Genomic DNA, 12,947 nt, shown 5'->3' with positions numbered 1-12,947 from the left:
GTCTACCAGCCGTGGTCGCCCACCAGATCTACAAAAACTACCGGCCCCAGGTCTTCGGAGCTAACGTGCCCCTGCTCTTTGCGCACACGCACAAGGCGCTGCGTACGGGGCTTTGACCCTACAGGGATAAGCATGATGCCGCCCTCGTCAAGCTGATCAACAAGAGGACGCGGCACTTCCGGCCCACCGGCAGTAACGATGATACGGTCAAATGGCGCGGCTTCGGGCATGCCAAGCGTGCCGTCACGCCGCTGCATGTGGATACCCCTAAGTCCCAGTTGCCGCAAGAGGCCTGAAGTAATTTGATACAGCTCGCGCATGCGCTCAACGGTAAAGACCGTGCAGCCCATGGTGGCAAGCACTGCGGCCTGATAGCCGGAGCCGGTGCCGATCTCAAGCACGCGCATCCCCCGCTGCACTTCAAGCAGCTGGGTCATCAGGGCAACAATATAGGGCTGGGAAATGGTCTGCCCGTAGCCGATGGGCAGGGGCGTATCTTCGTATGCCTGGGCGCGCAGCGCTTCCTGCACAAAAAGATGGCGCGGCACAGCAAACATGGCCCCCAGCACCGCAGGATCGCTGATTCCGCGCGCTTCAAGCTGCTCGCGCACCATCCTGCGCCGCAGACGTTTTGGGTCCACGGACGGAGAAGGCTCGCGGGACGTACCCCCAGCCGCAGAATATTTGCTGTACTGCATACTGCGGAAGTGAAAACAGATTTTTCCTGCCAAGTCAATGCGCCAACGGGGGGGCTTGCAGAGATATCAAGACAAGTTCCAGACTTTCCCTTGAAACTTGCCATTCTTTATGCAACCCTTCGGGAAGCGAGAATGAGGAGTCGGCAATGCGTAAAAGAAGTTTGTTTTCATCGGTACTAGGTGTTATAGTGGTCGCCATTCTGATTTTGGGCGGCTACACTTTTTTTAAAGATCTTGACGGCCCTACCGTTGACGTCACGCCAAATACAGGCAGGGTTTCGCCTGCCAGCGTGCTCAAAGTGCGCATGAAGGACCCCTCGGGCATCCGTTCCATTTCTGTAGGCGTGCGCAAAAACAACGTCCTCAACGTCATCTACAGCAAGCACTTTGACCAGTATCTTCCTGAACGCGAAGTGGATGTCCCCATGAAGGACGCCAACCTGCGCGAAGGTGCATTCGAGCTTGAAATCCGCGCTACGGACGGCTCCCTTGCCGGTTTTGGTCAGGGCAATACGCGCACCGTTCAACTGCCCATGCGCCTCGACACGCAGCCCCCGCGCATTTCTGTCAAAACCCTGCCGCCCAACGTGCGCAGAGGCGGCACCGCTGTTGTTCGTTACACCATTGATGAAGATGTGAGCAACAGCGGCGTTCTGGTGGCAGGTTACTTTGTGCCCGGCTACATGCAAAAAGACGGCAGCTATATCTGCTTTTTCCCTTTCCCGTACACAATGACCGCCAGAGACTACAAGAACAGCGTCGAGATCACGGCCACAGACCTTGCGGGCAACGTCACCAAAAGCCACCTCACAGTCATGTCCTTTGAAAGGACGTTCAAGGGCGACAGCATTGAAGTGACGGACAACTTCCTGATGGCGGTTGAAAGCAAGCTGCGCGATCTGGCCCCCGATGCCACAAACCCGCTGGAGTGCTATCTGTATATCAACAATCAGGTGCGCGCCGCCAATGTGCAGACCCTGCGCGAAATTGGGCGGGACACTGCCGCAGCCATGCTGTGGAGCGGCGTTTTTGAGCGGTTGCCGCGCTCTGCCCCGCGCGCCGGATTTGGCGACCACCGCTTCTTCAACTATCAGGGCAAGCCTGTGGGCGAATCCTATCATCTGGGATTTGACCTTGCTTCGGTGCGCAATGCCGAGGTGCCCGCCGCCAACAGCGGCCGCGTGGTCTTCTGCGGCAACCTTGGCATCTACGGCAATCTCATTGTCATTGACCACGGCCTGGGCCTCATGTCCATTTACTCCCACCTCAACGATCAGGCTGTAAAAGTGGGTGATGTGGTGCAGAAGGGCCAGCTCATTGGTCATACCGGCAGCACAGGTCTTGCCTTTGGCGATCATCTGCACTTTGGCATCCTGGTGGGCGGCGTGGAAGTGACCCCTCTTGAGTGGCTTGACCCCAAGTGGATCAAAGACAACGTCACTGGTCGCATTGATGCTTCCATGACACAGCAGTAGTTGTTGCAGAAAAGTATAGTTTAGCGTTTCAATATCCCTTTTTACTCCCGCTGATAAAATTACGGCCTGTAGATTTTGAACCGTTCCAAGAGTGGATGGTTTAAAATCAGCAGGCCGTAATTTTTTTATGCAAAGGGGCTTGAATTCTTTTCACGTTCAAGTGTAGCCTAAATTTATGAAAGAAAGTAAATAATTTCTGCTTCAGCTTTATTGAAGACATCAGGCCCAAATCACATAAACCTGTTTCATGTGAGGACTTGTACGTGTCTCCACCACTCTTTTATCTCGGCCTTGATATTGGCTCCACCACAGTAAAACTGGCGCTGCTGAACGGCGACGGCTCTGTTGCCGAAACCCGCTACAGCCGGCACGGCACGGCAGTTCGCGCTACCATGGCGGCCCTGCTTGCCGAAGTATCCCGGCTCTACCCCACAGCCGCCGTGCGCTGCGCCATGACTGGCTCCGGCGCTCTTGATCTCAGCAATCAGCTCTCCATCCCCTTTGTTCAGGAATTGCTGGCAACAGCCCGCGCCATTTCCTATGCTGCGCCGGATACATCCGTGGCTGTGGAACTGGGCGGCGAAGACGCCAAGCTGCTCTATCTGGGGCAGGATGTGGAACTGCGCATGAACGAATCGTGCGCGGGCGGCACCGGGGCCTTCATTGACCAGATGGCCCGCCTGCTCAGCACAGATGCGGGCGGCCTTAATGATCTGGCGGCACGGCATTCCACGCTCTACCCCATCGCCTCGCGCTGCGGCGTGTTCGCCAAAACGGATATTGTGCCCCTGCTCAACGGCGGCGTACCGCGTGAAGATATCGCGGCCTCCATCTTTCAGGCGGTGGTGGAGCAAACCATCGGCGGGCTGGCCTGCGGCAGGCCCATCACCGGCAAGGTTGCCTTTTTGGGCGGGCCTTTGCACTTTCTGCCCGAACTCAAAAATCTGTTCATCCAAAATCTTGATCTTGCGGAGGCGCACATTGCGCACCTGCCCCATGCCCAATGCACTGCCGCCATTGGAGCTGCGCGTTGCGCCATGTCGCTTGAAGAGCACGAAACAGACGCCGAGCCGCTCGATCTGGCCGATCTCGCCCGGCGCACCAGCAGCCTTTCGCACGCGCCCAAGGTCTCCGCAGAAAAGATTCTCCCTGCCATGTTTGCAGACAGCGCGGAATACGCACGCTTCCGCCAGCGGCATGCAACAGCCAACGTGCTGCCCTCCGCCGATATCCGGCAGGCACGTGGACCACTGTTCCTTGGGCTGGATCTGGGCTCTACCACTGTCAAGGCCGTACTGGTAGACAACGAACAGCGCATCCTTGATTCCTGCTACGCCTCCAACGGGGGCAATCCGTTACAAACCCTGCTGCCCCCGCTGGCAGACATGCTTGAACGCATCCCTGACGGCGCATGGCTTGCCGCATCCGGGGCTACGGGCTACGGAGCACATCTGGCGGAATCCGCCCTTGGCGTGGACACCGTGCTGGTGGAAACCCTGGCCCATTTCAAGGCGGCCACGCGCCTTGTGCCAGAAGTCAGCTATGTCATAGACATAGGCGGCCAGGACATGAAGTGCCTCAAGGTGGATAACGGCGTCATCAGCGACGTGAGCCTCAACGAGGCCTGTTCCGCTGGCTGCGGGGCTTTTCTTGAGAGCTTTGCCAAAGGCCTTGGCCTGAGCATGCAGGAATTTGTGGATATTTCCCTGTACGCCGCGCATCCAGCTGATCTTGGCTCGCGCTGCACGGTCTTTATGAATTCCCGTGTCACGCAGGCCCAGAAAGACGGTTTGCAGATTGCCGACATAGCGGCGGGGCTTTGCTATTCTGTTGTGCGCAACGCGCTGGACAAGGTGCTGCGCATCAAGAACATGGCAGAACTGGGCGAGCATGTGGTTGTACAGGGCGGCTCCTTCCTCAACGACGCCCTGCTCTGCGCCATGGAGCGCACTTTGGGGCGGCATGTGCACCGCCCTGCTGCTTCCGGCCTCATGGGAGCTTACGGGGCAGCCCTGGAGTCACTGGAAAAAGCGGAATGCGTGAGCGTGCGCTCTTCCATCACCGCCCCGCTTATCCGTGGGCTGGCCATGCGAACGCGCAGCTTTCGCTGCCGCGACTGCGGCAACAACTGCCTGCTCACAGAAACGCGCTTTTCGCACGGTTCGCGCCACATCGCGGGCAACAGGTGCGACAGGTTCAGCGAGGCGCGCCGTGGCGCAACCGTCACGGCTCCCAACCTTGTGGCCTGGAAAAACCAGCGCCTGTTCCGTTACGAACCGCTGCCGCTGGAATCCGCGCCGCGCGGCAGGCTGGGCATCCCCAGAGTTTTAAACGTCTACGCGCACTATCCTTTCTGGTTCACCCTCTTTACCGCGTTGGGGTTCCGGGTTGAAGTGTCGCCGCCGACCAGCCGCGCCCTGTTTGCGGCTGGCCTCTCGTCCGTGCCTTCCCAAAGTGTATGTTACCCGGCCAAACTGGCGCACGGCCATGTGCTGGCCCTGCTTGAAAGCGGCATCAAAAGCATTTTCTTCCCCTGCATACCGCGTGAGGCGCAGGAATTTGCCGAAATGTGCGATTCCTTCTCCTGCCCTGTGGCCTGCGGCTATCCGCAGGTAGTGCGCGAGAATCTGCCGGAACTCAAGGATGCGGGAGCCGTCATGCACTCGCCCTTTGTCAACCTCACGCATACGGCCTCTCTGGTGCGTAATCTCTGCCGCGAATTCAACCTGCCAAGGGGCGAAGTACGCTCCGCAGTACGTGCGGCGCGGCACGAACAAGCGCACTATTTGCGAGAACTGCGCGCCGAGGCGGAACACATCTATGCCGAAACCCTGCGCAACAAGGGCGTTCTGGTGGTTCTGGCTGGCCGCCCCTACCATGCGGACCCGCAGGTACACCACGGCCTGCCCGACTTTATCGCCTCACTGGGCGCTGCGGTCATCAGCGAGGACGCCATGCCCCGCAGCTGGACAGGACACCGCATGTCCTTTCCCCTGCGGGCGCGCAATCAATGGACATACGCCGCCCGTCTCTACCGGGCGGGATTATGGGCCTGCGAGGCAGATCATGGCAACGCGCGGGTGGAGCTTGTGCAACTGACTTCCTTTGGCTGCGGCATAGACGCCATCACCGCCGACCAGATGCGTGAACTCATGCGCGCCCACGGCAAGCTGTATACCCTCATCAAGATGGACGAGGGCAATGCACTGGCCTCAGCGCGTATTCGTATCCGCTCGTTGCTGGCGGTAAGCCGCAGCAGGGCTGGGGACAACACAGCAACCGAGGTTTCCCACGCACCGCCGATATTCAGCAAACGCGATGCAGCCACGCATACCATTCTTGTGCCGCAAATGGCCCCGCTGCATTTTCCGTTCATGACGCAGGCCATCGCGGGCAGCGGGCACACCATCCAATTGCTGCCCACGGTGAGCGCAGAAGCCGTGAGCCTGGGGCAGGCCTATGTAAACAACGATGCCTGCTACCCGGCCATCGTGGCTATTGGTCAGCTATTGCAGGCTCTGCGCGATGACGGGCTTGATCCGCGCCGCACGGCCCTGCTGCTTTCGCAGACCTGCGGCCCCTGCCGGGCCAGCAATTATCCGGCTCTGCTGCGCAGGGCGCTTATGGAATACGGCTACGACCCGGTGCCCGTGCTTACGCTCAATGCCTCGGGGTCAGAGAGCCAGCCCGGCCTACGGCCGGACCGCGCCCTGCTCTGGCGCATGCTGCTTGGCATGCTTGCCGGCGACATGCTGCAAAGGCTTTCGCTGTTTACAGGCACCTACGAATGCCATGCAGGGCAAACCGAAGACAGGGTGCAGCACTGGCTGCAAACCCTGATCCCGGTAGTGCGCAAGGGGGATGAAGCCGCCCTGCGCCAACTGCTGCCCCGCCTTGTGCAGGATTTTGCCTCTATCCGCACAGCACTGGCCCCCAAGCCTCGGGTGGCTGTTGTGGGCGAAATCCTGCTGACCTACCATGCTGACGCCAACAATCACATTGTCGAACAGATCAGGCAGGAAGGCGGAGAACCGCTCTTGCCGGACTTTGCCAACTTCATGCTCTACTGCCTGCGCGATGCCGTGTACGACTGGCGCTATCAGGGCGGCAGCGCCTGGGCGGCACTGGGCAATGCCTTTGTAATGCGCCGTATTGAAGGTGTGCGCCGCTACATGCGCGGCGCGCTCAACACCTCGCCCCTGAGCGCCCACGTCATGCCTGTGGCGCATATCGACGATCTGGCCCGGCTGGGCGAAAGCGTCATGTCCCTTGGCAACAGCGCCGGCGAGGGCTGGCTGCTGCCCGCAGAAATGCTGGAGTTTCTCGAACACGGCACAAACAACATACTCTGCCTGCAACCCTTTGGCTGCCTGCCGAACCACGTGGTGGGGCGCGGCGCGTTCAAGGCCGTGCGCCGTCAACGTTCCGAGGCCAACATCATGGCGCTGGATTACGACCCCGGCAGCAGCGAAGCCAATCAGCTCAACCGCATACGTCTTTTCATGGCTATCGCCAGAGAGAAGGAAAAGGAAAGGGAAGAAGCCGCCCGGCATGCCCGGCACACCTATACGGGCGCAATGGGAAGCGACAGAGTATACTGGCAGCAATAAACCGCAAAAAACCGCCCGCCGGAATACTTCCAGCGGGCGGTTTTATATTATCTGCACAAGATCACATCATGCCCAGTAAACTATCTGAAGCATGAGGGAACAAAAGGCCTGCTCCAGCTACGCTGAAAAAGGCTATTCTTCGCGGGGGGGCAGTTCCCGGCCGCCCTCTTCAAGGCGTTGCAGGAACTTGTCGCGGCATTCGTAGCTACAGAAACGGTGAACCTTTTCACCGTCACGCACGGAAATAGAGCCATCAACGGCCACATACGCGCCGCATTCGGGATCTTTGACCATTTCGCCAGCGGCAACCTTACGCTCCATTTCAGCAGCGCTTTCCTGCTTGTTTTCCTTTTTCTTCTTGTTCAGATCATTGGCAAAAAGGCGATATAGGGCGTAGCCCGCCAAAATCAGAATGAGCCACTTTACCATTTGTTATGCTCCTTAATCCCGTGGCACGGGTCGCGTAAGGCTGGAGTGCAGCCCTTTCAGGCATATTAAAGCCGTTGGAAACAGTATCACAGAGGGCGGCACCAGTCACTGAAAAATTCTGTCCCCTTCCACGCGGCATACTGTACGCGCCAGCCAATCCCTCACGGGCAGGCCATCTACAACGATCAGGGGCGCGACATCAAGTAATGGCCGCATGACAAAAGCCCGCACCGTCATCCGTGGGTGCGGCACAAGGCAATGGGGATCGGTACTCCGCTCCTGCCCAAAAAGCAGCAGATCAACATCAATCACACGCGGCCCAAAGCGCAGTACCGGGTCAGGGCTGCGCACCCGCCCAAGCCTGGCCTCTATGTCCAGCAAAGCATCCACAAGGCTGCAAGGCCGCCAGCTATCGCCGGGAAAAAGTTCAACAACCTGATTGAGAAACCAGGGTTGCTCCGTGTATTCCTGCGGTTCTGTGCGGTAGACAGGGGATACTGCGCCAATGCCCATTTCCGGCAGTTCCGCAAGGGCGTCCAGCGCTGCTGCAAGTTTTTCTGCCGCTGTGTCGCAGTTGGAGCCAAGGCTCACGTAAGACCGCAGCTTTGTTTGATCTGCCATCAGGTTTCCTTCAGATAGGTTCAGCCCGCATTTTAGCAAGGATTGCAGCATACCTTTTTTCGCGGAAAGGATAAAGCCCACCGCATGCAACGCATCCGGGCGGTTTTGATTGCAAAAGGCTTGCTCCGTTGCGGCAAGGCGGCTAGCATGGGCGCATGGCACATTCACGCACCAAAGCCCCTGCCCTGGCAACCCTTTTACCTCTGTGGCGGGATTTTTTACTGGCCCAGCGTGGCCTTTCGCCCAATACGGTTGAAGCCTACGGGCAGGATCTTGAGAGTTTTTTTCTGTACCGACAGGAGCTGGCTCAGGGCGCGGCGGAAGAATCCCTGCCCGACCCCGATGAGCAGGAGATTTTTCTGTACCTTGCCTGGTTGCGCGCGCGGCAGAACACGGGGCGCACCCTGGCACGCCGCCTTTCCGCCCTGCGGGCATTTTTTGCTTTTGCCGTTGATGAAGGCAGGTTGCGTAAAAACCCTGCTGAATTGCTGGAAAATCCCAAGTTGCCCCAACACCTGCCGGAGGTGCTGACAAGGGATGAAATGGAATCCCTGCTTGCCCAGCCAGACCTGCGCGACAAAAGCGGCAAACGCGACCGTTGCATGCTTGAACTTCTGTACGCCGCAGGCTTGCGTGTTTCTGAGCTGTGCACCATGTGTGTGCCTGATCTTGACCTGCAACGCGGCCTTGTACGCGTTTTCGGCAAGGGTTCCAAAGAAAGGCTGGTGCCCCTGCACGACATGATGCAGCAGATGCTGGCAGACTATATCAGCGCATGCAGACCCCTTTTTACGCCCACTGGCAACCAGCTTTTCGTCAACCGCTCGGGCCGTGCTCTGACGCGCCAGTACGTGTGGAAAATGGTTAAAAAATACGCACTTGAGGCGGGCATTCGCCGCGCCATTTCGCCGCACACGTTCAGACATTCCTTTGCCACCCACCTGCTCGAGGGCGGCGCGGACCTGCGCGCCGTGCAGATGCTGCTTGGCCATGCTGACATAAGCGCCACAGAAATTTATACCCATGTGCAGGCAGAGCGCCTGCGCGGCATACACCATCAATTCCATCCCCGGAGCCGCCAGTGACCCTTGCGCCGGAAACGACCCCACAGACGGCATCCGCCCAAACCACAGCTGGCCAGACTGCCCCCGTACAGGTGGCGTCCGCTTCTGCGGCCTCAACAGTGCAGCATACAGCCGGGACAACGCTCATCACCTGCCACGCAAGTGCAGATTTTGACGCCTTTGCGGCAATGCTGGCGGCACGATTCCTTTACACACCGCATGTGCTGCTCTTTCCCGGCACACAGGAGCGCGGCCTGCAAAAACTCATTGCCGGGCTGGATACGGCGGCGCTGGGCATTGTGGAAACTCCTGCAATTCGGTGGGATTCCATAACCCGCCTTGTGGTTGTGGATACCCGCCAGCGTGGCCGCATCAGCCATGTGGCCCAACTGCTCGACCGTGATGACGTAACCGTGGAATTGTGGGATCACCACCCGGATTCCACGGACGACATCACAAGCCCGCACACGCACATGGCGCACATAGGCTCTGTCACAAGCCTCATTGTGCAGGCCATTTCGGAGCGGGGCCTCAGCCTCAGCCCGGACGACGCCACCCTGCTGGGTCTTGGCATTTATGGCGATACCGGCTCTTTCACCTATTCTTCAACCACGCAGGCTGATTTTATGGCGGCTGCTTGGCTGCTCGGGCAGGGCATGGATGTGAACCGCATTGATGCCCTGGCGGCCCACGAACTCACGAGCCTGCACATACAGGCCTTGAACAGCCTGCTGGAATCCACCCAGACATACAACATCAACAATGTTCCGGTAACGCTTTCAGAAGCGGCCATGGAGCATTATCTGGGTGATTTTGCCTATCTGGCCCACCGCCTCATGGAGATGGAAAAATTCCCGGTGCTGTTTGCCATCGGGCTTATGGACGATCGTATTCAGGTGGTGGCCCGCAGCCGCAACGAGGCCATCAACGTGGGCGACATCTGCGCGGCCCTTGGCGGCGGCGGGCATGCCTACGCGGCTTCGGCCTCCGTGCGCACCATGACGGTGCATGAAGTGCGCGATGTAATTTTGCGCCACCTCTACGCCCAGGCTTACCCCGATAAAACCGCGCGCGAATATATGTCCTCGCCCGCCGTGGGCATTGAGGCCACCGCCACCATTCATGAGGCGGATGAACTCATGCTCCACTTCGGGCTCAAGGCCGTGCCCGTCTTCATGCCAGAAACCCGCCAGTGCACCGGTCTGCTGGATGCCCTCACGGCCTCGCGGGCCAGCGCCCACGGCCTTGGCGCATCCACGGTTGAAGACTACATGACCCGCAGAATCACCACACTGCCGCCGGATGCAACGCTCAAGGATCTGACCACAATCATCGTGGGAAGCCGCCAGCGCCTTGTGCCCATTGTGGAAGACGACAAGGTTATCGGCGTGGTCACGCGTACCGACCTTATCAATGTTTTTGCGCAGGAGCCGGGCCATATGCCGGAACCGCGCATCACCGGCGGCAAGGAGCGCAACCTTGGCAAGCTCATACAGGACAGACTGCCCCTTGCCAGCCGCAATATGCTGCACCTTGCGGGCCGGCTTGGCAGGGAGCTTGGCCTGCCGGTCTACGCCGTGGGGGGCTTTGTGCGCGATCTTCTGCTCCAGCGCCCCAACCAGGATATTGATCTGGTGGTGGAAGGCAACGGCATAGCCCTTGCGCGGGCACTGGCAAAAGAGCTCAACGGGCGGGTGCGCGAACACCAGAAGTTCCTCACCTCGGTGGTCATTTATACCGATGCCGCAGGGGCCGAAGCCCGCATCGACGTGGCCACGGCGCGCCTTGAGTACTATGAATACCCAGCGGCACTGCCCACGGTTGAGCTTTCGTCCATCAAGATGGATCTGTTCCGCCGCGATTTTTCCATCAACGCCCTGGCTGTGCGGCTTGATTGCGAGCCGTTCGGCCAGTTGGTGGATTTCTTCGGCGGGCAACGCGATATCAAGGAACGCGTCATCAGGGTGCTGCACACTCTGAGCTTTGTGGAAGACCCCACCCGCTGCCTCAGGGCTGTGCGCTTTGAGCAGCGCTATAACTTCCACATCGGGGCAGGTACGGAAAAGCTCATCAAGAACGCCCTCAAACTCAAGCTCATGGACAAGCTCTCGGGCTTTCGGCTGTTCCACGAATTTCAGCATATCTGCGATGAGGACGACCCTTCGGCCTGCATCCTGCGGCTCGACCAGCTTGGTGTGCTGGAGGCGGTTTCTCCCCTGCTGTCGCTCAATCCCACGCGCAAAAACCTGCTGTTGCGGCTTCAGGAAACGCTCACGTGGTACAGGCTGTTGTATTTTGAAGAGGCAGCCCAACCCTGGCTGGCCTTCTTTCTGGTTCTCAACCACAACATGAGCTATGCCGACACGGCCAACCATTATCAGCGCATGGGCCTGCCCGAACCACGGAGGGCCGACATTCTGCGCCAGCGCGAGCACATGCGCGTGGTGCGCGGCAAGCTGGAGCCGTGGCAAAAAGACCATGAGGCAGGCAAGGAGAGCATCAGCGCCCTGTGCGCCCTGCTGCGGCCCCTTTCGCTCGAATGCCTGCTCTACCTCATGGCAGACACAAGCGACGCCGCCCTGCAAAAAAATCTTTCGCGCTACATTACCCAGTGGCGCAAAGAAAAAACGGATGTGAGCGGCGAAGACCTGCGCATCATGGGGCTGGAACCCGGCCCCGCCTTTGGACGCATTCTGGACGCCGTGCTTGCTGCCAAGCTTGACGGCACCGCCGCAACGCCAGAGCAGCAGATGGACCTGGCGCGCAACCTCGTGTGCAGTATCGCTGCCAAATCCGGCAATGGGAATGAAGAACAAACCAGTCAGAATTCTTCACTTGCCCAGCGTTTATAAGAGGTGTATAGAAACCAACTATGAAACAACTATGGGCTCCATGGCGCATTGAGTACATTCTTGGCCCCAAGCCAGACTCCTGCGTGTTCTGCCTCCCCGATCATACGGCGGATGACGAGCAGCGCCTGGTACTGCACAGAGGCCGGATGGCCTTTGTCATCATGAACAAATTCCCGTATAATAACGGGCATATCATGGTGTGCCCATACCGGCACGTTATGCTGCTGGCTGACCTCAAGCCAGAAGAAACCCATGAAATCATGGATCTTTTACAACAGTGCACGGTAATCTTAAAGCAGCACTTTAACTGTGAAGGCATCAATATCGGCCTGAACCAGGGCCAGGCTGCGGGCGCGGGCATTCGCGAACATCTGCACTTTCACCTGGTGCCGCGTTGGACGGGCGACTCATCATTCATGGCAGTGTTTGACGAAGTGCGCACCATGCCCGAACACTTGAGCCGCACCTATGCGGCACTGAAACCGTATTTCACGAATGGCGCGGCCAATGGCAAGCAAGACCGCGCCGCTTCCACGCCCGGGCAGGAAGGTTGCGGCTCGTAAGGGCTGCATGACTTTGTGGCGGGGATTGTCTTTTTCGCAGGGGGCGACAAAGACCGGCTGGAGAGCGCGATGCTGTGCCCTCTTGGGCGATGCGGCATTCTCAAAAAGCCCGTGAAGTTTTTTTGAGATAGCTTTATTTAGCCTGAGGAGTATGTCTATGCGGTATATCAAAGTATTTTTGCTCGCCATCCTCTTTTTTCTCGCCCTTGTGTTCTTTTTTCAGAACCAGGGCGCGCTCTCCCAGAGCATGGTGCTCACGCTCAACCTGTTCTTTATTCCCGCCATGTCTTCCATCGCCCTGCCCTTCTATTTTCTGGTCATCGCGGCCTTCGCCTGTGGCGCCTTGATGACCCTGGGCTTTCTGGTGTGGGACAAGGTCAATCTGACCGCCCGCCTGATGAAGCAGAAATGGCAGATCAGCAGCCTTGAGCGTGAACTGGAAAAGACCAAGAAAAAGCTTGGCGCAGACACAGCCCGCGCGCAGTTCTTGAGCAAGAACGGCAAGGCCGACGCCCAGCCCGCGTCTGTGGCCCCCGTTGCCGCAACTGCTGCTGCCGAAGAATCTTTGGTTCCGGATCCTGACAAGCAGCACTAGACGTTTCGCAATCCGCTTTGTGGCGCTGTTCGGCTGAGGG

9 protein-coding genes are annotated in these 12,947 nt (G+C 58.7%); 6 read left to right on the top strand and 3 right to left on the bottom strand.

Annotated features, from left to right (window positions below):
- Positions 1-2: 2 nt before the first annotated feature.
- Positions 3-614 (bottom strand): protein-L-isoaspartate(D-aspartate) O-methyltransferase, encoded by a 612-nt coding sequence (locus ACUZ79_RS09270; RefSeq protein WP_240824577.1) that lies wholly within the window; start codon positions 612-614, stop codon positions 3-5.
- A gap of 230 nt (positions 615-844) precedes the next feature.
- Between ACUZ79_RS09270 and ACUZ79_RS09265 the strand changes: the two genes are divergently transcribed.
- Together ACUZ79_RS09265 and ACUZ79_RS09260 are read left to right on the top strand one after the other, a co-directional pair.
- Positions 845-2,173 carry a M23 family metallopeptidase gene (locus ACUZ79_RS09265; protein ID WP_449251394.1) on the top strand — a complete coding sequence of 443 codons (1,329 nt, stop codon included), beginning with the start codon at positions 845-847 and terminating at the stop codon, positions 2,171-2,173.
- 263 nt (positions 2,174-2,436) lie between these two features.
- A complete protein-coding gene (locus ACUZ79_RS09260) occupies positions 2,437-6,783 on the top strand; it encodes an acyl-CoA dehydratase activase (protein ID WP_449251393.1) in 4,347 nt (1,448 codons plus the stop codon).
- A 132-nt stretch (positions 6,784-6,915) separates the two neighbouring features.
- On the opposite strand, the gene ACUZ79_RS09255 is transcribed toward ACUZ79_RS09260, so the two are convergent.
- Together ACUZ79_RS09255 and folK are read right to left on the bottom strand one after the other, a co-directional pair.
- Positions 6,916-7,212, bottom strand: coding sequence for a TRASH domain-containing protein (locus ACUZ79_RS09255; RefSeq protein WP_022658711.1), 297 nt, complete (start codon positions 7,210-7,212; stop codon positions 6,916-6,918).
- A 105-nt stretch (positions 7,213-7,317) separates the two neighbouring features.
- Positions 7,318-7,833: a 2-amino-4-hydroxy-6-hydroxymethyldihydropteridine diphosphokinase gene (gene folK / locus ACUZ79_RS09250; RefSeq protein ID WP_449251392.1), complete on the bottom strand. Its 516-nt coding sequence runs from the start codon at positions 7,831-7,833 to the stop codon at positions 7,318-7,320.
- A gap of 155 nt (positions 7,834-7,988) precedes the next feature.
- On the opposite strand from folK, the gene xerD reads away from it, so the two are divergent.
- The 4 genes from xerD (at position 7,989) to ACUZ79_RS09230 (ending at position 12,907) form a co-directional block, all read left to right on the top strand.
- The gene (gene xerD / locus ACUZ79_RS09245; RefSeq protein ID WP_449251391.1) at positions 7,989-8,918 is read left to right on the top strand and encodes a site-specific tyrosine recombinase XerD; all 930 of its coding nucleotides are present in this window, start codon (positions 7,989-7,991) and stop codon (positions 8,916-8,918) included.
- Positions 8,919-9,016: 98 nt separating this feature from the next.
- The gene (locus tag ACUZ79_RS09240) at positions 9,017-11,749 is read left to right on the top strand and encodes a CBS domain-containing protein (protein ID WP_449252173.1); all 2,733 of its coding nucleotides are present in this window, start codon (positions 9,017-9,019) and stop codon (positions 11,747-11,749) included.
- A 20-nt stretch (positions 11,750-11,769) separates the two neighbouring features.
- Positions 11,770-12,312 (top strand): HIT family protein, encoded by a 543-nt coding sequence (locus ACUZ79_RS09235; RefSeq protein WP_240824413.1) that lies wholly within the window; start codon positions 11,770-11,772, stop codon positions 12,310-12,312.
- Positions 12,313-12,469: 157 nt separating this feature from the next.
- Positions 12,470-12,907 carry a LapA family protein gene (locus ACUZ79_RS09230; RefSeq protein ID WP_449251390.1) on the top strand — a complete coding sequence of 146 codons (438 nt, stop codon included), beginning with the start codon at positions 12,470-12,472 and terminating at the stop codon, positions 12,905-12,907.
- The last annotated feature ends 40 nt before the right edge of the window (positions 12,908-12,947 follow it).

Source organism: Desulfovibrio faecalis, from assembly GCF_053570625.1.
This window is presented reverse-complemented; position numbering and strand designations above follow the sequence as displayed.